This window comes from Candidatus Omnitrophota bacterium, from assembly GCA_026387175.1.
Taxonomy (GTDB): domain Bacteria; phylum Omnitrophota; class Gorgyraeia; order 2-01-FULL-45-10; family 2-01-FULL-45-10; genus CAIMPC01.
This window is the reverse complement of the sequence record JAPLME010000011.1, coordinates 57,655-76,746: the sequence shown is the minus strand read 5'-3', so window position 1 is coordinate 76,746 and position 19,092 is coordinate 57,655. Positions and strand designations below refer to the sequence as shown.

Genomic DNA, 19,092 nt, shown 5'->3' with positions numbered 1-19,092 from the left:
AGGAATGAAAAATGGCCCAGCCCAAGATCAATTGCTGCGAAATGTGTCAGGTATACTGGACATGCGAGACGAAATGGTACAGGGGCGAAAAGGGCGCGGAGAACATCTGCTGCCCGATCTGTAACTACTATAAGGTCTGCCTGGACAAAGCGGCGAATAAAAACAGCATTTCTAAGAGCAAGTAGTCTCGTCTCCGAATTTAACTGATATACCGATTATCCCGCACAGAGTAAATACTGTCCCTACCGCAACAAGTATCCAGAACCTGTCCACGAATTTTGCCGCATACGCGGCCACGAACATGAATACCAGGAACGCGAGATGTATCACGCCCTCCAGTGAACTGAATATCCTTCCCCTTGCATCCCCGGGTATGGTCTCATGAGTGAGAGTGTTCATCGAGACCATTATCGGGCTGACCATGACGCCCAGGAGCCCGGCAAGAAACCCGGCGAGAAATATATTCGGGATCCTGTTAACAGCTATCGCAAAGGCTATTATCGATATGCCTGTCAGGGCAAAACTTAAATTTATCACCTTCCTCTTCTCGGCCTTCTGCCCCAATTTACCGTATAAGACGGTCCCCAGGAACAGCCCGCATACAAGATACGTCCCAAGAAACCCCAAATGCCTGGTCGATGTCCCGAAAGCGTTCTGCACAAATACGATGATGACGCACGATATGGCCCCCATGCCGGCGAGAAGAAGAGAAGACACATAGATCACGAACCGCATATTGCTGTGTTTGGTCAATAGCGTCAACCCTTCTTTTATTTCATGGACCAGGGATCTTTTAAGAGAATTCTTAAGGGCCTCTCCGGTGGCTTTAAGATCCTCTCTCACATCATGCCCCTTACCGTCTTTCATCGCGATCATGGCTATCAGGACGGCCGATACGAAAAATGTGGCACTGTCTATATAGAAACCTCCTATGGCCCCCACGTATCTTATATTCACTATGAAGCCCGCGACCAGGAGGCCTACGACATTGCCTATTAAGTGCGTCGTATCCTGCAGAGTATTGGCCACCAAAAGCTTATCCTTGGTTACAAGATCCGGTATTATCGCCATCTTCGAAGGGATAAAGAAGCGCGAGATGGAAAATGCCAGAAATATGACCAGGTAGATCGGCAGGATCTGTTTCGTTATTATGAATAGCGGTATAGCAAGGACCAGGGCTCCTCTTAAAACGTCTGAGATTATCATCACGTTCTTCCGGTCGAGCCTGTCGACCCAGACGCCGGCTATCGGGCCGACTATGAAGACGGGTATAATGGTAAACGATATTAGCTTGGCGAGAGCAACTTCGGAGCCGGGGTTCCGCTGATAGACAAGCGCGACAAGGGCCATCTGGTTAAGCCGGTCGCCGAAGTTCGAGACGAGCTGTCCCAGCCATAGAAACAGGAAATTGCGGTTAGATAATACTTCCCTGAAGCGGGCCAATAGCAGACTCCTGCACCGACAGTTATACCATAGTGGAGCCCACGAGTGGATTCGAACCACCGACCTGCGGTTTACGAAACCGCTGCTCTGCCAACTGAGCTACATGGGCTTCAATGTCGCTTATTTTATCGAATACGGCCGGTTTAGGCAAGACAAATGGTCTTTGCGGGGCTTGCCTAAACGGTATTTCATCATTTCGCGAGCGGCAGCATTATCTTTACGGTGGTGCCCTTGCCCTCTTCGCTTTCTATAAGTAGTTTGCCATTATGCCTATCGATAATCGTCTTTACTATTACGAGCCCCAACCCCGTCCCCTTCCCCGGGCGTTTTGTAGTAAAGAACGGCTCGAACATATTCGCTAATGTCTCTTTCGACATTCCGCTTCCGTTATCGATAACGCTGATAACGCCGAATCCTTCTGAAGCGTCCGTCTTTATAGCGATCTTACCGCCTTCTTGCGACGCCTCTATAGCGTTCTTTACTATGTTGAAGATGACCTGATGCATCTGGTTTTTGTTGACATTGACGCGGATATCCTCGGTGCTCAATTCAGCCGTTATCTCCATCTTGATCAAAGAGGACTGCAGCTTAAATAATGACATGATCTCGCCGACCAGGCCGTTAAGACCCATATTATAAACTTTAAATGAAGACGGACGTAAATATTGCAATATACCCTCCAGAATATCATTGGCCCGCAGTGTCGATTTTTTTATCATCACTATGTTGGCCTTTATATTCTCGTCGCTATTTGCCAGCTTCGTCTCAAGATACTCCGCCCCGCCCAGTATCAGCGATAAAGGGTTCTTAACCTCGTGGGAGATGCCTAACGAAAACCGTCCTAAGGCCGCCTCTTTTTCGGACTGTATCAGCTCATTCTGCGTCTCTTTCAATTTACTGTACGCTTCCTGGAGTGCACCTTGCGCCTTCTTACGGCTGGCGACTTCATTCCACAGAAGCAGATTAGATTTTGAAAGCTCTTCTGTCCGCTCTTTGACCTTAGCCTCTAACTCATTATATGCTCTTTCCAGCAGCTCTTTGCTCTTTTGTATCCTGTCGCTTAACACGCTTATAAAAAACCCCATAAATATAAACATGAAGGACCGGATGCTGTCATGCAGAATTGCCTGTGGGCTTTTATCGACTGAAAAACGGACAATTAATAACTGGATTGCCAGGAAAACGGCCACCAGAACACCTCTTCTTCCCCACCACATGGCCGATAAAATAATGGGAATATAGAAGAGATGAGTGTAAATAACATCCGTTTTAACCACTATCAGGAAATAGCATGTGAGCGCGAAGGCGGCTATCAGAAGGCCTGCCATTACCGTTATCTTAAATTTTTCTTCCAGGTTACGCATAAACCATTCCCCGAATCTGCCTACATCACTTAACTGCCAGCACAGCATGCCTTTGTTTTATACTCTGCCTCTTTCTACGGAACTTATTCAATACCTCTGTGTTAATAGCCTGTAGATCGACTGTCTTGCCGGCGGCTTTCAGTTTCTTAACTATCTTCCTTACCTCGAGCCTTCTGGCCTTCTTTCTCGCTGCCACTGTTTTCCTTTTTTTTCTTTGATTGAATCCCTGAACAACATCTTCCTGCCAGCATCTTGAAGTTCCCACCATTGACCTCCATTTTTTGCGCTGCGCTTTAACACCTACATATATATTTCTTTATCTGGTCCACGAAGGTACGCGTGTCTATCGGTTTAGCCACGTATTCTTTAAAGCCTGACGCCTTCAGATCGTTCATGTTCTTTCCTATGATATCAGCGGTAACAAAGATAATCGGGATAGCGCCGGTCTCCTTATCCTGACGCAATATTTTTGCCAGTTCTATACCGAGCATATCGGGAAGGCGCAGATCCATGACTATCGCATCGGGTTTCTCTCTCCGGGCTAATATAAGCCCGCTCTCGGCATCCTCAGCCTCCAGGACTTCCAGGCCGGCCTGCTCCAGGAGATCTTTCTCGAGTATGCGGTTCATCTCGTTATCCTCGATGATCAATATCCTGGTTTTTATCCTATCTATGTTTTGCATCCAGAACTTTCCTTACCATTTTAATAACCTCACCTATGCGGAGAGACTTGGACATGAACAGGCGGCCGCCGATCTGTCCTGTTTCCACCTGGCTTTCTTCCGCAGTAATGGCGCTCGTTAAAAATATTATGGGTATATTTTTAGTATCATCATTCTCTAATAAACGCTGAGCAGTCTCCGCGCCGTCCGGCGGAGGCATTATTAAATCGAGGAGTATTAAATCGGGGTATTCTTCTACGGCAAGCCTCATACAGTCCAGGCCATTATCGGCAAGCAATACTTCAAATCCTTCCGCGGATAAGATATCACCGTACAGCTTTCGTACCCTATCCTCATCATCCACAATTAAAATTTTCGCCATTGCTATCTCTCTATGCTTTTATTTTTTTAATGGCTTTAGCGGGTATGACGAACTTAAACACAGCGCCGGCCTTCAGCCCTTTCGATTCCGCCCATATTTTTCCGCCATGCAGTTCAACCAATTTTCTGGAGAGCGCCAGGCCCAACCCCGTGCCTTCTGCCGTTTTAACATCCGGAGTCTTAATGCTGGTGAATGCCTCAAAAATCTTTTCAAGGTTTTCCGGCGCTATACCTACGCCCGTATCCCATACCTCTATCTCGATATTCGTGCCTGAGCTCTTAGCCTTAATGCCTACCTTACCGTCTTTTGGAGTAAATTTTACCGCGTTCGAGAGAAGGTTATAGACTATCTGTTTTAACTTTCGTTCATCGGCATCGATATTGCCGATCTTCTCGTCCGCTTCCACGGACAACTCGATATTCTTTTTAAATGCCATCTCTTTCACAAGTATCAAAGCTTCCCTTAATAAATCTTTCAGCGATAAAGTGGTTATCATAAGCTCTGCCTTCGCCGCTTCCATCTTAGCAAGATCCAGGACATCATTTATAAGCGACAATAGATGCCTTCCGCCGCCCAATACATAATTAATGTAATCCTTCTGTTTCTTGTTGAGCGTTCCATAAGTTTCCATGGATAGCACTTCGGAAAAACCGATAATGGAGTTAAGCGGAGTCCTTAGCTCATGCGACATATTGGCCAAAAACTCGGACTTTACCTGCAGGGCATGCTTTACTTCGCCGGAAGACCTCCTTAGCGCCTTATTCAGCTCCTCAAGTTCAGAAGTCCGTCCTTTCAGGTCCTCGGTCATCTTGTCGAACGCCCTGGAGAGCTGCCCTATTTCGTCTCCGGCCGAGGTCCCAACTTTATGATTAAGATCGCCGGTGCCGATAACCTCTATTCCTTTACGCAACTGGTAGATAGGACGCGTAATAGCCCCGGCAACGGCCGTGCCTATCAACCAGGCCGCTATGGGTGTAAAAAACAGTATCGCCGCGCATATAAGTAATATTCTCCCAAGCGGCGCGAAGATCTCTCCGGTGCCGATCTCCGTAAGAAGCGACCATTTCGTTTCGGGTATAAAGTCGTGTAATCCCAGTGTCATCTCTCCCATATAGTTCCTGAAGGCGCTCACCGGCGCGCATATCTCTTCGTTGCCCGCGTGAAGAGCGCACAGCCTGAAATTTTCGGTATCGACTTTCAATTTTAAGAATGTGTCTTTCTTAAAACGGGAGGGGGTGACCATATAACCGTCTTTATTCACAATATATATTTCGCCGGTCTTGCCCATGCCGGTCGCATCCGTGGTTATTTTATTTAGTTCATCTAATTTGACCTTCGCGATGAGCACCCCGCGCAGCTCTCCTGTGTCGGAATCCGTTATAGGCGCGGATACGCCAAATAGAGGCATAGAGTAATTCTCGGAGTAATAGGCGTCTTTAAAATAAACGCCTTGCCGGCCTTCGGTGAAGTAGTCCTCCGCGCTTCTATTTTTGCCTATGCTCATCCGGTCGCTGGAGACAACCACATTTCCGGACGTATCCAGGACCATAAACTCATGTATGGAGGGGTTGGCCTCTTTCGTCCTCTTAAGCCTCGTCATCGCCCGTTCAAAAGCTTCGCTTCTCTTCGGATCATCCTTAGCGGTCTCCAGGAAAACTTCCAGTATAGCGCTCTGGGAGAATTCCAGGACCGACATCCTGACCATCTTGATATAGGTCTTTATATGGTTCTCTCTCGATTTCGCCGTCACCTCCAAACGCGCGATTATCTCGTTTCTGAGACTATTTTTGGATGTCGTATAAAAAACAAGGGTGGTAATAGTGATGAGGATGATGATTGTCGCAAGGAAAGAGAGATTAATTTTAGCGGCTATTTTCATATTTTGTCTGGTTAGTAAATAGGGACACGCCTTCTTATTACAAAGCGGCCGTGTCCCTATTTATTGAGAGCTACTTCAGCTCTTGAACTTTTGTGGCTTTTCCGCCCTCTTTTGAAACTTCAACTGCCACCTTTTTACCTTTAAGCTGGTTCAGGGTAAGGACGTTAAATGCGCTATCAAGACACTTCACCGTATTATCCATCGGTATTATCTTAGTAGTGCCGTTATCCTCGGCCAATACAAGGGAATTAGCAGTCTTTCCGCCGCCAAGGCTCTTCTCGACAACAGACGTTATCTTGCCGACCATGACGCCCCCCGTCTCTACCACAGCACCTACCGGTTCGGTAGCCTTTGGCTTATCGCCTTCCATGGCATAACATATAGATGCCGCTAATACAAGCGCCACGGCAACCATCATGAACTTCTTCATCTAAATCACCTCCCTTTTTATGAATTTGCTTTATAAATTCCGCGTGTTTAATAACAATTGTAACCGTGCCCGGTATATCTGTCAATGGAAAAAAGCCTGTCTCTACTCCTCCCCGGGCAAGGCAAAGATCTCTTCAGTCATAACGAAATTTTCCAGAAATCCGCCGGAAAGGACAAGCCTGGGCATCTTGAACTGTGTATCGTGCGCCCCATCTCTTACCCGTGTCATCCTGTAACGCTCAAACTCTCCCGGGCTGATAACCCTAAGGGACGGGAAAGCGATGAGCTGCTGCTTTCTCAGGTCGTCATATTCGCTATTTTGAAAGCGGAGGGTCTTTTCGATAGAGACGAGAAGCGCGCGTTTCTCGCCTTGAGACGGCGTCCCTTCGAACTCGATCAGGAAGACATAGCGCGGTATCTCTCCCGTAACTGCCGAAGCGGAAAAAGACCGTATCGCGGTCTTATGTTTCGCCACCGAACCGGTCACTGCTTCCTCTATATGGGATTCGTACACTTTCTCTCCGGTTATCGATACGACATTGTGGCCTTTCTGTATGAACTCTATTATCGGCGTCTTATTGAAGAAACCCTTAACGCATACGATATCATCGATATTATAGCGATAAAGGCCCCCCGCGGTGGTAACTATAAGCAGATACTCTCTTCCTGTCTCCAGTTCATCGCACAGCAATACCCTCTTCTGAGCTTTATCCAGGTCCTCCCTGGGAATAAATTCATAGAAGTTGGTCTGCACCGCGAGCGCTCCGCCGGCGCCGGAGTCGCTCATCGGCACCGAGCTCCGCGCTTCAGTGGAAAGACAGCCAAAATCACGTACGGCCACGTTTCCGAAATAATCAGGAAGTCTGGAGAGGTAGCCCTTCACTGTCCCGCCCTTCCAGCACTCAATAAGATCGAGATGTGGCCAAAAATCTTTGGGCAGGAGCTTCCCTTGTTTATTCAGAAGCGCCTTAAGCTCGCTTGCCCTGCGGGGGTTAGGTTTAAGGGAGCCCTCTATCGCCCGGCGGATATCGGGAGCGATCTCCAGACCTTCATCCAGCGTACCGCGTTCAATATCATCGATTATGCCGTTCTGCAGCGCCGGTATCTTTTGGCAAAGAAGGGTAAGCGTGCTTGGATTTAATGTCGCTATAGTGGTGATGTTATGTTCGATCGCGATGCGCAGGATGCAGTAGTAGCGCGCGTCGTAGCTATCGATATAGAACAGCTCATAGGGCAATACGTAAAGGCGCTTTATAACCTCCGGTAGATTATTATAAGCATGGCCGTCCTCCGGACCGTAGGGAATGCCTGCATCGGTATGATTTTTTATCTCCGGGCTTATAATGCCGAGTATCCTGCCATCGAATATTTTCGGATGGTCTTTAGTCAGATAGTATGCCCATATATTCATCAGGTCGGATTTACGGGCCTGTGAATACTTCGTGACCGGTATAAATTTCGGTTCTCCGGTGGAGCCGCTGGTGATGCCGAAGAAGTTTACCTTATCCGCGGTCAGGACGCCGCTCGCGCCTTTCTTCATCCTGTCTATATACGGTTTTATAGCCGCGTAATCGCTTAAGGGAAGGCGCGCGCGAAAATCCTCTATTGATTTTATCGCGGAGAAATTATATTTGGAGGCATACTCGGTGCGCATATTGCGGGAAAGGTATTTCAATAGCACCCGCTCCTGGGCTTTAATAGGATCCGTAGTGGCTTTCTCAAACGCTTTTGCCCTGGAGGTCAGGCCCTTCATTATAAGACTTGTAAGATTCATCGGGCTGCTGACCCCTCCGCATTATCTTTACGGGGCTTGCCTGACGCTAAATCGCCCTCCTGCCATCTTTCGGACAGTTTCTTGTATGCCGCCTCGCGCTCTCCCTCAAGCTCCTCTATCTTACTCTGGATCTCTTCATATTCCGGATTGACGCCGCGTTTATATTTCGCCTGGTTCTTTTTCAGGGTGCCGGCCTGGGTTTCCAGGACATTCATAATCTGCATCAGCTCGTCCTGTCTCATATTATTGTAATCAAACCGCGGCTCTTTCGCGGTATCCTGTTCCGATACCGCAGGTCCCGCGGCAAGCGCCATCGCAATACAGATTACAGATATCATCTTAATAGTCTTCAAGGAAATCCCATCCTTCTCTATTGTCCGCATATTGTATCATCTTTTGCCCTTCCGGTCTACCAGGGGCTTATAGCGATGCCATAGCAACCTCTGCCTAGACCTGGTTATATGGGTTCCTGTTCCAATCTCACTCTCTACTCACCCCACCGGGAGATTTTTCGGCCTTACCTAGCAGGACGCATGAGCAGGAATTTTTTAGGGGTGACGCTCTTTCCAGCCTTTTTTCGAATAAGAGGCGGTACGTAGTGGGGCTTGTCACGATCGACTAGTTCTACGCGCAAGAGTCGGACACAGCCTCGAATAGGAAAAAAGGCGAAAGAGCGGCAGGACCCCTAAAAAATTCATGGGTAACAGCACCCTGCTTGTGCACTGCGACCGAAAAATCTGCCCTTGACATTGAAAGCCTTTTAAATTATCGTAATATAATTATGCACGCCCTGACACTTCTCATTATCGCGCTACTGGTATTCGCCCTGGCATACCGTTTCTACGCGAAGTTCCTTATGGCCAAGGTGCTCGTCGCAAATGACGAGGCGAAAACACCCGCTCACACATTCAAAGACGGCCGCGACTATCATCCCACAAACAGGTTCGTGCTCTTCGGCCACCATTTCGCCGCCATCTCGGGCGCCGGTCCCCTGGTCGGGCCGGTCCTGGCGGCGCAGTTCGGTTTCCTGCCGGGGTTTCTCTGGATATTGATAGGCGCCGTACTCGGCGGCGCCGTCCACGACACGGTCATACTCTTCGCTTCGGTGCGGACCAAGGGGCTTTCGCTCACCCGCCTCGCGCGCAAATACGTCAGTAAAACCGCGGGGTTTGTTACCGGATTCGCGATACTCTTCATTATAATCACGGCTCTCGCAGGCCTGGCGCTAGTCGTGGTAAACGCGCTTAACGAGAGCGCATGGGCCACATTCGCCATAGCCATGACGATCCCCGTAGCATTCTTCGTCGCGTTATATATGTACAGGCTCAGGCCCGGCAAAGTCATAGAGGCCTCTCTGATCGGCGTGACGCTCGTGATCCTCGGCGTAGTTTTAGGGGAGCCTCTGGCCAGGTCGGGATTCGGCCATTTCTTCCTGTTCTCAAAACCGGCGCTTTCTATAATGCTGCCTATTTACGGATTGATAGCGTCCATATTGCCGGTATGGCTGCTTCTCTGCCCGAGGGATTATTTAAGCTCATACATGAAGATCGGCACGATCTTGCTTCTGGCGCTCGGCATCTTCATAGTCAACCCTCAGCTTCGTATGCCGGCGATAACCCCTTACATCCACGGAGGCGGGCCCGTGATACCGGGAAAAGTATGGCCGTTCGTATGCATTACAGTAGCCTGCGGCGCGATCAGCGGATTTCATTCTCTCGTAGCCTCAGGCACCACCCCGAAGATGATCAACAAGGAGTCCGACATCCGCATGATCGGGTTCGGGGCGATGCTCACGGAAGCGGTCGTTTCGTTAATGGCGCTCATCGCCGCCACCGTACTGATACCGGCCGATTATTTTGCCATCAATGTGCCCGTAGATGTATTCCATAAAATGGGGCTCAGTATTTCACAGCTCCCGCAGATAGAGCAGATGACGGGCGAGGTCCTGTCGGGGCGCACCGGAGGGGCGGTGTCACTCGCCGCGGGGATGTCGCTGATACTTTCATCGATACCCGGCATGAAGCACCTTATGGGATACTGGTATCACTTCGCTATAATGTTCGAAGCGCTCTTTATACTGACTACAGTTGACACCGGAACGCGCGTGGCGCGTTATATCGTCGATGAACTGATAAAGACCGCGAGTCCCAGATGGAACAGCCGGAGGCTGTGGACGATAATTTTAAGCGGCGGGATAATCAGCTTTCTCTGGGGTTACCTGGTCTATAATGGAGATATCACTACTATCTGGCCGATGTTCGGAGTGGCGAACCAGCTCCTGGCGACGCTGGCGCTATCGGTCGGGACGGTATATATATTGAAACACTCTAAGAGATGGTACTACGGCCTCATAACATTCGTTCCGGCGATATTCATGTTCGTGACAACGATCGTTGCCGGGATTATGAATGTCATCGATAATTACCTGCCCAAGCATAACTTTCAGGGAAACATGAACGCGGCGCTCTCGATAATAATGATCGCGCTCGTAGTGGTAATATTTCTGGAGTCCTTGAAGAAGATCTACCGTATACGCCGGGAGATATCGTAGCCTTCATGCGGCAAATGGATTGACTAGAGGCTCTACCCTGACTTCCTTTAAGTCCTTACCCTGCCAGACAAACATAAACTTAATAATATATCCGCCCTTGCTTTCGACCGACAGGACTTGAGCATACTCCGAATCAGAAGACGGATGGGACGGTTTCGTGGAGATCTTTACTCCGACGCGCTCACCGCCGCTATATGCGTACTGGATCTCGATAGGAACGCCTTCTTTTGTGGTGACCGTAAACGCCTTGATTCCTTCATTTATAGAATTCCGGGGGAATATATCCATATTTTCGATTTCGGGGCTCGCCGAACCCGAAGCGTAATCTGCCGTGACAACAAGGTCCTCTCCTTCGGCCGTCTTAATATCATAACTGACTTTAGATTCTGTGATATCGATTACATTATCTGCTTTGATATTACCTTGCGCATACGACATGCCGGCAAAAACCAGGCCCAAGACCGCTGCGATAATGCTGAATATTTTCTTCATCTTACTCCCCTTATGTTAATTTCCTTTTCCTTTGAATCCGCCGCACAGCGTCTCTATGGCCTTATGGGCGATGACGAGGCCGAATATGCCGGTTATCGTAGGAAGGCTGCCGAGCTTTGACCGCTTCCGCCCTCTCGCGTAATCATCTTCCCCGAGAGCGTTTTCACCGCCGATGGCCGATAGGTTCCTCGTCTCCGCCGAATAGACGCAGGTTATTCCGCTCGTGATATTCTCTCTCTTTAATTTAATTCTCAGGCGTTTTGCCAAAGGGCAGTGTGTCGTATCACGAAGATCCGCTATCCTGATCGCTAAAGGATCCACTCTCGTTGCCGCGCCCATTGACGAGATGACGGGTATATTCTTCATATGGCAGGTTTTAAGCACCTGCGATTTCGGGCCCAGCGAATCTATGGCATCTATCACGATATCCGGCCTGTTATCGAGTATCGAGTCTATCGTCTTATCGTCGGCAAAAACCTCCAGCGATTCCACTTTACACGCGGGATTGATCGCAAGCACCCTCTCCCTGGCGAGCTCTACTTTTGGCCTGCCGATAGTGGACTTAAGCGCCAGCAGATGGCGGTTCAGGTTACTCGCTTTTACCTTATCGAAATCCACCAGCCTTAAGGCCCCTACCCCGGCGCGAGCCAATGCTTCGACACAGTAGCTGCCGACGGCACCGATGCCTATGACCGTTACGGAGCTATTATGTAGTTTCTGGAGCTTGTCTTTGCCGAGAAGGAGCTCAATGCAAAAAAACTGTCCCATTATCCCATACCTTTTGCTCGAATGTTACCTCATCCAGCTTTTTGAGCCGGGCGGCCATGCCATACAGCGAGCGCAGCCACTCAAAATATTTTGACACATCCGGCTTATCCGCGGACCCGGAATCCGGAGTATATGGATAATCGGTCTCAAGTAAAATTCTGTCGACCGGCGTTACGTCAAAGGATGCGCGGTGTTTCAGGGCCCTCTCATAAAGAAGCCGCGGAGAAAATGAGATGTACCCGCCGAGCTTAATAAGTTCGACCGCTATCTCGGGCGAACCGGAAAACCAGTGGACCATAAAAAGGAGCTTTTTATCCTTCCGCATCCTGATCTCTTCCAAAAGAGCGTCCCATGCCTGTACGCAGTGTACGGTGAACGGTTTTTTAAATTCAACCGCTATGTCCAGCTGCCGCGTAAAGATTTCGCGCTGCCTGACTAAGCTTACATCTACCTTAGCGCCGTCGAGGCCTATCTCCCCTATGCGCGATCCGGGCAAAGCGAGATACTCGATAAGCGCCTTATCCCACCCCTCGACCGTCTTATCGATATGCCATGGATGCACACCGAAAAAAGGGATGATGTTACTGTGGGAACCGGCCAGCTTCATAACTTCGGGCCAATCCCGAGGGTAAGTGCCATTGCAGAAAAAACGGCCCACCCCGTGGCCGGCGGCTCCGGCGGATATCTTAATTGCCTCTTCCGGGCAATCTTGCAGATGTATGTGAGCGTCCTGCAGCATACGGAATTGCTTTTCCCCCGCTCTTATTTACCGGCTATTTTTCGGAACACTCCGCAGCCGTCGGCGTCGAACGCCTGCACTGTAAGGGATTCCGCGAACCCATCCGGTCCTATATCAAACCTTACCAGGCCGGCGTACTCCGGCGCGATATAGACATTCCACGACGCGGTAAAAGTATCGCGGTCAAAATGCGATAAGGCCATATGCGTCTTCTTTGGCCCGGCGGTCACGATCAGGGCTCCGTCTTTCTGTGAAACAGCGACCGTGCCGTATATGTCATTTGAATAGCTTCCTGTGTATCTTTCGGCCGGTAATGCCGGCGTCTCTTTAGCAGGCGGCTTCGGAAGAGCGGCCCTCTCATCTTCCAGAGATTTGGAAGCTCTCTTAAGCTCCTCCTTACTCCAGTCGCGCTTGCGGGCGCCGAAATACATATCGAAGAAACGCGACGCAAGTGACTCAGGCAATGACGTCTCGTCCAGGTTCGACAGCACGACTATGCCTATCTTCGCTTTAGGAACAAATGCGATCATCGTCTTCGCGCCGCTCGTCCCGCCGTTATGCCATATGATCGGATACGGATTATATTCGCGGTAGACCCATCCCTGACAATAATATTGACGGGGGCTTCCATTTTCAGAAGGGATTATCGTCTTCGGCGTCTGCATATACTTTATGCTATCCGCCTTTATCAGCTGCTTCGAACCGAATGAACCGCCATTCATCTGAAGTGAGATCCACTTCGCGATATCCTTCACGTTTGAATTTATGCCTCCGGCCGGAGCATCGGTATAGACCCAGTCCATATATTTCCAGTCCATCGGAAGCATGACTATCTTATCTCCGGCCAGGTGATGAAGAGAAGCGACATTTTTGCCATTTTTGAGCGATGACATATCCGTCGAACTGGACTTCATTCCCAGCGGCTCAAAAATACGTTCTTTTACATTATCCTCCCAGCTCTTCCCCGTCTCTTTCCTGACGAGCTCGGCTGCCACGAGAAACAGGCCGTTTTGATAGGCGTATGCCGAACGAAAGCTTGTAACGGGTTTTACAAATCTGATCATGTCGATTACATGAGAGCGGTCGAACCCCAGGGTGGCCACGGTATCGCCGGCATGTTCGGGCATGCCGCTTCGCTGGGCCATAAGATCGGTAACGGTAAACTGCCTCGTGACCCATGGGTCGTACATGACAAAACCGCTAAGATGGTTCATTACCGGGTCGTCCCATCCGATCTTCCCTTCATCAACAAGCATCCCGACCAGCAAAGCGGTAAACGCTTTGGACGTGGAGCCGATCTGAAAGACAGTATCGGTAGTGACGGGGTCCTTTGAACCGAGCGTCTTTACGCCAAATGCCTTCTCATAAATAACATCTTTACCCTTCACTATCGCTATGGCCATGCCGGGCACCTTCCATTCGGCCATGCTTTTCCTGGCATACGTTTCAAATTCCGGGAGAATTGCCTTCAAGCGCTTTATATCGGGCACTTCGGCCGATTTGGACGCGGCGGCAAATATCGAAGTCTGCGGCAGGATCGAGAGGGCCGCGCATAATATAATAAAAATCAGCTTTGACCTCATGATCCCTCCATTATTGATCTTTAAGGCCCTTGATCAGGTCTTTCAATTTCGGAAATTTGCCTGAGGAGATGCCGGCGGATCCTGGATCCGCGGAGCTCTCGGATGCCTTTTGAATAAAACCGGCTACAGCATCCCCTGCCTTCTGCACAGCGACCTTTGTGCCTATGTATTTCATGTCCGGGATCGCTTTAAAACCGTTTTCGCCGATCTTGAAGGATAGCGGGAATTCGACTATGCCCTGGCTGTCCGTTATATATTTCATCTCCGGCGCCGCTTTTAGCATAGCGGCTGAGACATCCTGCGCAAATCGTATCACACCGCTGCCTGAAATATCCCCGGTCAGCGAGGATTTCGCCTCGCCGCGCAAATCAAACGTATCAGTCCGTAGGTCTAAATTCGGCATCATCACGTAACCTTCTTCTATCGTATATGACTGGCGAAGCGGTTCGATCACAGTGTCGTTATTCGCAAAAGCCTGCTGGATCGGCTCGGGCACATACCCCCTGGCCATATCGCTCAGGCCGGGAAATAGTGTAAGCGAGCCGAGCGTCTGGTTCAGAATGTTGGTATTCATCACAACGCCTCTATCCAGATAGAACTCACCGCCTCCGGAGAGCGTCTTCGAGATATCCGGCCATGAGAGGCCCGACATGGAGCCGTCGAACGTAAGGCGCATATTGCCGTCCATGTTCTGCTTCCGCGCCAATACCTTAGATATGAAAGATTTTACGCCCCGCACTTCTACGGCCGCCCGGAAAGTTGTTTTCGGCAAAACGAAGATATCGTCGGATTTCCCGCTCAGGGTTAAAGAGCCTTCGGCGAGCTCCGCGGAGAAAGAATTTACGGTGGCGCTGTTACCTTCGGCGGAAACCGACAAATTTATATTATCCACAGGCGCTTTTAACGACACTATAACTATCTTTCCGCGGGAAAGCGATATATCCGCGGAAAGTTTCGAAATCTTACCTTTCGAAAATTCGAGTTCCCTGATCTTAACTGCCAGCTCGCCGGCGAGGCCTGGTGCGAGCCCCAGTTTTTGCAGGACCGGAAATGCCTTTTCAAGTTCGTTATGATCGATTGCGGCCAAATCGGCCTTTATATCGCAATCTCTTATAAATGGCGAGCCTGAAACAAAGCCGCCTGCGGTGCCTGAGAGCAGCATATTCTGGTCAGCGCTTACGGGGGCCATCTTAACGGTAAAACGCATCGCTCCCGCGTCGGAGATATTATTGATTTTAGCCTCGATCTTGCGAATAGTGATATCCGATGCGGGTTCCGTCGCCATATCCTGAAACCGGATCGTTCCATTATATATATCTAACGAAGAGATCGGCACCCTGCGCATCAGGAGGGCCGCCGGCTCCACCAGGGCATTGGCGCTATCAAATGTCAATGAGGCCGTCCGGTTTCCTACGGGTTTCGTATACATCTTGAAATCCTCGACCCCTAAGAGGATGCCGTTCTTCCATTTCAGGGAAAGACGGCCTATCTCTACCTTATTGCCAGTCATCCGCTCAAGCCGGGATATAATAAATCCTTTATAAGGAGCGATATCAAACGTCGCTACGAATATTCCTATTCCGGCTAACGCGACGATCAGGATAACCGATATGCCAATCAATACCTTCTTCATAACTTTTCCTTATTGATCATATGGTAATTTCGGTGCCGTCATTAGCGGCAATCGTGCCGGGGAATATCTTCTTTGCGGAGTCTTCGGCTTTTTTTCTATTCTCGAACGCTGGATATTTACCCGGATCAAAATGGAAGAGCGCCAATTTTTTTGCCGAAGCGTTTAACGCGGCCTTCGCGGCGGCCTCGGGTGTCAGATGAAACAAGTTCCGCGATTTGTCGCCCGGCGCCATCGCGCATTCGGTAATCAACAGGTCCGCTTCGGAAGCAAGGCGACCCAGGTTCCGGCACTCGCCGGTATCCGTGCAGTAGGCGATTGTCCTGCCTCGAAAGCCTATCCTATAGCCGTAACAAGGCACGGCATGCCGCAGTTTTCTCATCTCAAAATCGAAGGGAAAGCGCTCTCTTCCTTCCAGGGCATGAAAACGCAATTTCGTATTCAGGAGAAACGGCGGTGATGTGAAAGGCCTCTTCAGGAATCCGTGCAAAAGCTTAACGGCATTTCGGGGGGCGTATATATCGATGCCTTGCGCAATCCGGAATAGCGGCAAAGTATGGAGGCCAAACAGATGGTCGAGGTGCAGATGGCTTATAAAGAGGAATACCGGCTTATCCGATGTAATGATATCCCTCGCCTTCTGGAACCCGGAACCGGCATCGAAGATTATATAATGCGCGTCTGTCTCGGCCAGGACACATGATGTATTGCCTGTCGCCGTATCATACCATCCGTTCGTACCGAGAAATGAGATCTTCACGTTTTCTTTCTTGTAGCTATATCGACCCATACCGCCAAGAGGAGTATCATACCCTTAATTATATACTGATAAGTGATATTGGTATCCATCAGGCTCATACCGTTGTCGAGGCTCGCCATTATGAGCGCGCCGATCACCGAACCCCATATGGTCCCCTCTCCGCCCATGAGACTTGTGCCTCCTATAACCGCGGCCGCTATTACATCTAGCTCCATCCCTTGTCCGGCGGATGTCGTCGCGGCATTCAACCGCGCCGTAAGGACCATCCCTCCGACCGCGGTGAGCGCGCCGAATATAACATACAGCATCATAACCCTCTTCTGTATATTGATACCGGAGAGCGAAGCGGCGTCGGGATTGCCTCCGATGGCATAGAGATGACGGCCGAATACCGTCTGGCGGGACATGAAATTAAATAACGCTGCCAGGGCCATTACAAGTATCACCGCGTACGGAATGCCTCTATTCTCGACAAGGATCATGAAGAACGCGACGATCGCCGCGCATACGGCCGCCGTCTTGACCGCGAAGAACGGAAATTTCTGCACCGAAAAACCGACTTTTGCTCTTCTTCCCCGCTTAAAGAAGCCGATGATGACATACAGGCAAATTACCGCAAGTCCAATCCATACGCTTATATGAGGCGATATGTAGTTCTGGCCTATTCCTTTAAAGCCCGCGGAAAGAGGAGCTATCGTCGCTCCGCCTGTTATGCCGAGAACGGCCCCGCGAAATATCATCATGCTGGCCAGTGTGACTATAAATGCCGGCACAAGCCGATACGCTATCCAGAAACCGTGCCATGCGCCTATCGCCAGGCCGGTGACCAGCGCCGCCGTAATTGCCGTCCAGGCGGGAAGGCCCATCCTTACGTTAAGGTACGCGGCTACGGCTCCGGCGAGCGCGGCAACGGAACCTACCGACAGGTCGATATTCCGTGTCACGATAACGAGCGTCATCCCGATCGTGATAATGGCGACTGCCGCCGTCTGTAAGAAGAGGTTCGAAAGATTGCGCGGGCTTATAAATACGCCCTGGGTCATGATCGAAAAGATCAGCCATATCCCTATAAGCGCTATAAGCATCGTGTACTTACGAATATTCTGCATAAATGATATCTTCATCATTCTCCTCCGGTAGCGTAGTGCATTATCTTTTCCTGCGTCGCCTCTTTCGCCGGCAGGTCCCCGGTGAAACGGCCCTCATGCATAACGAGTATGCGGTCGCAGATCCCGAGCACTTCGGGAAGGTCCGACGATATAACTATCACCGCGACTCCCTTATCGACAAGCTCGTTTATGATATTATATATTTCGACTTTCGCTCCGACGTCGATGCCGCGCGTCGGCTCATCAAGTATCAGCACTTTGGGCATCGTCATAAGCCACTTGCCCAGCACCACCTTCTGCTGGTTTCCGCCGCTCAAGTTCCCGGCCTTCTGCTCTATCGACGGTGTCTTGATCTTAAGCTCAGCCGTATAGCGCTCGGCGCTCCGGATCTCATCTATGACGTTCACGACGGTATATCTGGATATCCTGTCGAGCGAGGCAAGGGATATATTCTTGCGTATATCCTCATCGAGAACCAGGCCGTAGCGCTTCCTATCCTCCGAGGCAAGGCTTATTCCGGAGGCGATGGTCGAACCGGCGTCTTTCAGCTCCAACTCTTTGCCTTCCAGGAATATCTGCCCCTTGACCTTCCTTCCCCAGAAGCGGAAGAAGCTCATGACGAGCTCTGTGCGTCCGGCGCCTATCAGGCCCGCCATGCCGAGGACCTCGCCGCGCCGCAGGCTGAAACTGACGTCGGCTATCGTCTTATTGATGTCGGGATCGTAAACGGTCCAGTCCTTCACTTCGAGAACGACATCTCCCGGAACACGGGATTTCTTCGGATATATATTGCTGACTTCGCGGCCCACCATCAGGGCTATCAGCTTATTCTCGTCGAGATCCTTCCTGTCATGAGTGGCCACGGTGCGGCCGTCCCTCAATATCGTGATCCTGTCCGCTATATCTAAAACTTCTTTCAGGCGGTGCGAGATATATATGCAGGTGACTCCGATCGAGCGCAGTTCTTTCAGTATCTTCAGGAGTTTCGCGCTCTCTCCTTCCGAGAGGGCCGCCGTGGGCTCGTCCAGTACCAGTATCCGCGCGGACTTAGAGAGCGCTTTCGCGATGGCGACAAGCTGCTGCTCGCCCACGCCGAGATATGATATCGGAAATTCAGGATTTACGTTGAGCCCCACCTTCTTCAGGACCTCCTCCGCCAGCTTATAGGACGCGTCCCAGTCGATAACGCCGTTCCTGGCGATCTCGCCGCCGAGGCAGATATTCTCCACTATCGAAAGCTGCTTTACCAGGGCCAGCTCCTGATAAATGATCGCGATGCCTGAGTGCTCGCTCTCCTTGGTGCTCTTAAAGCGCTTCTCCGTGTCATCTATCTCTATCTTGCCGCTGTAGGTGCCGCCCGGATAAACGCCGCTCAGGATCTTCATCAGCGTGGACTTGCCCGCGCCGTTCTCTCCTACGAGCGCGTGTATCTCGCCGGGCTTGACGCTGAATGTGACGTTATCCAGGGCCTTTACGCCGGGGAAATCCTTGGTGATACCTATCATCCGTAAAATATATTCGCTCATA

At 50.3% G+C, this 19,092-nt stretch carries 19 protein-coding genes and 1 tRNA gene; 2 read left to right on the top strand and 18 right to left on the bottom strand.

The genetic code is table 11. The annotated features are described in order from the left end of the window. Positions 1–11 precede the first annotated feature (11 nt). Positions 12–185 carry a hypothetical protein gene (locus tag NTY76_06585; GenBank protein ID MCX5678756.1) on the top strand — a complete coding sequence of 58 codons (174 nt, stop codon included), beginning with the start codon at positions 12–14 and terminating at the stop codon, positions 183–185. On the opposite strand, the gene NTY76_06580 is transcribed toward NTY76_06585, so the two are convergent. From NTY76_06580 to NTY76_06535, 10 genes are all read right to left on the bottom strand, one after another. Further along, entirely contained in the window at positions 172–1,443 is a 1,272-nt protein-coding gene (locus NTY76_06580; protein ID MCX5678755.1) for an MFS transporter, read from the bottom strand. The genes NTY76_06585 and NTY76_06580 overlap by 14 nt on opposite strands. A 33-nt stretch (positions 1,444–1,476) precedes the next feature. Continuing rightward, positions 1,477–1,552: transfer RNA gene (locus NTY76_06575), tRNA-Thr, on the bottom strand. A gap of 82 nt (positions 1,553–1,634) precedes the next feature. Beyond that, entirely contained in the window at positions 1,635–2,807 is a 1,173-nt protein-coding gene (locus NTY76_06570; GenBank protein ID MCX5678754.1) for an ATP-binding protein, read from the bottom strand. 25 nt (positions 2,808–2,832) lie between these two features. Then, on the bottom strand, positions 2,833–3,003 hold the full coding sequence (locus tag NTY76_06565; GenBank protein ID MCX5678753.1) for a hypothetical protein: 171 nt from the start codon (positions 3,001–3,003) through the stop codon (positions 2,833–2,835). Between the two features lie 97 nt (positions 3,004–3,100). After that, on the bottom strand, positions 3,101–3,490 hold the full coding sequence (locus tag NTY76_06560; protein MCX5678752.1) for a response regulator: 390 nt from the start codon (positions 3,488–3,490) through the stop codon (positions 3,101–3,103). Next, positions 3,474–3,851 (bottom strand): response regulator, encoded by a 378-nt coding sequence (locus tag NTY76_06555; protein MCX5678751.1) that lies wholly within the window; start codon positions 3,849–3,851, stop codon positions 3,474–3,476. The genes NTY76_06560 and NTY76_06555 overlap by 17 nt, the downstream gene beginning before the upstream one ends. A 10-nt stretch (positions 3,852–3,861) precedes the next feature. Continuing rightward, positions 3,862–5,730, bottom strand: a complete 1,869-nt coding sequence (locus tag NTY76_06550; protein MCX5678750.1) for a sensor histidine kinase — start codon at positions 5,728–5,730, stop codon at positions 3,862–3,864. Between the two features lie 70 nt (positions 5,731–5,800). Beyond that, on the bottom strand, positions 5,801–6,160 hold the full coding sequence (locus NTY76_06545) for a hypothetical protein (GenBank protein MCX5678749.1): 360 nt from the start codon (positions 6,158–6,160) through the stop codon (positions 5,801–5,803). A gap of 102 nt (positions 6,161–6,262) precedes the next feature. Further along, the gene (locus NTY76_06540; GenBank protein ID MCX5678748.1) at positions 6,263–7,933 is read right to left on the bottom strand and encodes a GH3 auxin-responsive promoter family protein; all 1,671 of its coding nucleotides are present in this window, start codon (positions 7,931–7,933) and stop codon (positions 6,263–6,265) included. Further along, on the bottom strand, positions 7,930–8,316 hold the full coding sequence (locus NTY76_06535; GenBank protein ID MCX5678747.1) for a hypothetical protein: 387 nt from the start codon (positions 8,314–8,316) through the stop codon (positions 7,930–7,932). The genes NTY76_06540 and NTY76_06535 overlap by 4 nt, the downstream gene beginning before the upstream one ends. A 398-nt stretch (positions 8,317–8,714) precedes the next feature. On the opposite strand from NTY76_06535, the gene NTY76_06530 reads away from it, so the two are divergent. Further along, positions 8,715–10,484 carry a carbon starvation protein A gene (locus NTY76_06530; protein ID MCX5678746.1) on the top strand — a complete coding sequence of 590 codons (1,770 nt, stop codon included), beginning with the start codon at positions 8,715–8,717 and terminating at the stop codon, positions 10,482–10,484. Between the two features lie 3 nt (positions 10,485–10,487). Here the strand turns inward: NTY76_06530 and NTY76_06525 are convergent, their stop codons facing one another. The 8 genes from NTY76_06525 to gguA are packed head-to-tail and all read right to left on the bottom strand — an operon-like array spanning position 10,488 to position 19,091. Continuing rightward, on the bottom strand, positions 10,488–10,976 hold the full coding sequence (locus NTY76_06525) for a hypothetical protein (GenBank protein MCX5678745.1): 489 nt from the start codon (positions 10,974–10,976) through the stop codon (positions 10,488–10,490). A gap of 15 nt (positions 10,977–10,991) precedes the next feature. Beyond that, entirely contained in the window at positions 10,992–11,744 is a 753-nt protein-coding gene (locus tag NTY76_06520) for a tRNA threonylcarbamoyladenosine dehydratase (GenBank protein ID MCX5678744.1), read from the bottom strand. After that, entirely contained in the window at positions 11,722–12,483 is a 762-nt protein-coding gene (locus tag NTY76_06515) for a TatD family hydrolase (protein MCX5678743.1), read from the bottom strand. Before NTY76_06515 ends, NTY76_06520 begins: the two co-directional genes overlap by 23 nt. A 23-nt stretch (positions 12,484–12,506) precedes the next feature. Further along, entirely contained in the window at positions 12,507–14,066 is a 1,560-nt protein-coding gene (locus NTY76_06510; protein MCX5678742.1) for a serine hydrolase, read from the bottom strand. 10 nt (positions 14,067–14,076) lie between these two features. Beyond that, positions 14,077–15,699, bottom strand: a complete 1,623-nt coding sequence (locus tag NTY76_06505; protein ID MCX5678741.1) for a hypothetical protein — start codon at positions 15,697–15,699, stop codon at positions 14,077–14,079. Between the two features lie 16 nt (positions 15,700–15,715). Further along, positions 15,716–16,456: a ribonuclease Z gene (locus NTY76_06500; GenBank protein MCX5678740.1), complete on the bottom strand. Its 741-nt coding sequence runs from the start codon at positions 16,454–16,456 to the stop codon at positions 15,716–15,718. Next, a complete protein-coding gene (gguB, locus tag NTY76_06495; GenBank protein MCX5678739.1) occupies positions 16,453–17,583 on the bottom strand; it encodes a sugar ABC transporter permease in 1,131 nt (376 codons plus the stop codon). Before gguB ends, NTY76_06500 begins: the two co-directional genes overlap by 4 nt. Beyond that, entirely contained in the window at positions 17,580–19,091 is a 1,512-nt protein-coding gene (gene gguA / locus NTY76_06490; protein MCX5678738.1) for a sugar ABC transporter ATP-binding protein, read from the bottom strand. The genes gguB and gguA overlap by 4 nt, the downstream gene beginning before the upstream one ends. Position 19,092 lies beyond the last annotated feature (1 nt).

Excerpts from the sequence above, each read along its gene's own strand:
- NTY76_06585 (MCX5678756.1), top strand. The coding sequence starts at position 12 with ATGGCCCAGCCCAAGATCAATTGCTGCGAAATGTGTCAGGTATACTGG.
- NTY76_06570 (MCX5678754.1), bottom strand. The coding sequence starts at position 2,807 with ATGCGTAACCTGGAAGAAAAATTTAAGATAACGGTAATGGCAGGCCTT.
- NTY76_06560 (MCX5678752.1), bottom strand. The coding sequence starts at position 3,490 with ATGCAAAACATAGATAGGATAAAAACCAGGATATTGATCATCGAGGAT.
- NTY76_06555 (MCX5678751.1), bottom strand. The coding sequence starts at position 3,851 with ATGGCGAAAATTTTAATTGTGGATGATGAGGATAGGGTACGAAAGCTG.
- NTY76_06550 (MCX5678750.1), bottom strand. The coding sequence starts at position 5,730 with ATGAAAATAGCCGCTAAAATTAATCTCTCTTTCCTTGCGACAATCATC.
- NTY76_06545 (MCX5678749.1), bottom strand. The coding sequence starts at position 6,160 with ATGAAGAAGTTCATGATGGTTGCCGTGGCGCTTGTATTAGCGGCATCT.
- NTY76_06540 (MCX5678748.1), bottom strand. The coding sequence starts at position 7,933 with ATGAATCTTACAAGTCTTATAATGAAGGGCCTGACCTCCAGGGCAAAA.
- NTY76_06535 (MCX5678747.1), bottom strand. The coding sequence starts at position 8,316 with ATGCGGACAATAGAGAAGGATGGGATTTCCTTGAAGACTATTAAGATG.
- NTY76_06530 (MCX5678746.1), top strand. The coding sequence starts at position 8,715 with ATGCACGCCCTGACACTTCTCATTATCGCGCTACTGGTATTCGCCCTG.
- NTY76_06525 (MCX5678745.1), bottom strand. The coding sequence starts at position 10,976 with ATGAAGAAAATATTCAGCATTATCGCAGCGGTCTTGGGCCTGGTTTTT.
- NTY76_06520 (MCX5678744.1), bottom strand. The coding sequence starts at position 11,744 with ATGGGACAGTTTTTTTGCATTGAGCTCCTTCTCGGCAAAGACAAGCTC.
- NTY76_06515 (MCX5678743.1), bottom strand. The coding sequence starts at position 12,483 with ATGCTGCAGGACGCTCACATACATCTGCAAGATTGCCCGGAAGAGGCA.
- NTY76_06510 (MCX5678742.1), bottom strand. The coding sequence starts at position 14,066 with ATGAGGTCAAAGCTGATTTTTATTATATTATGCGCGGCCCTCTCGATC.
- NTY76_06505 (MCX5678741.1), bottom strand. The coding sequence starts at position 15,699 with ATGAAGAAGGTATTGATTGGCATATCGGTTATCCTGATCGTCGCGTTA.
- gguB (MCX5678739.1), bottom strand. The coding sequence starts at position 17,583 with ATGATGAAGATATCATTTATGCAGAATATTCGTAAGTACACGATGCTT.
- gguA (MCX5678738.1), bottom strand. The coding sequence starts at position 19,091 with ATGAGCGAATATATTTTACGGATGATAGGTATCACCAAGGATTTCCCC.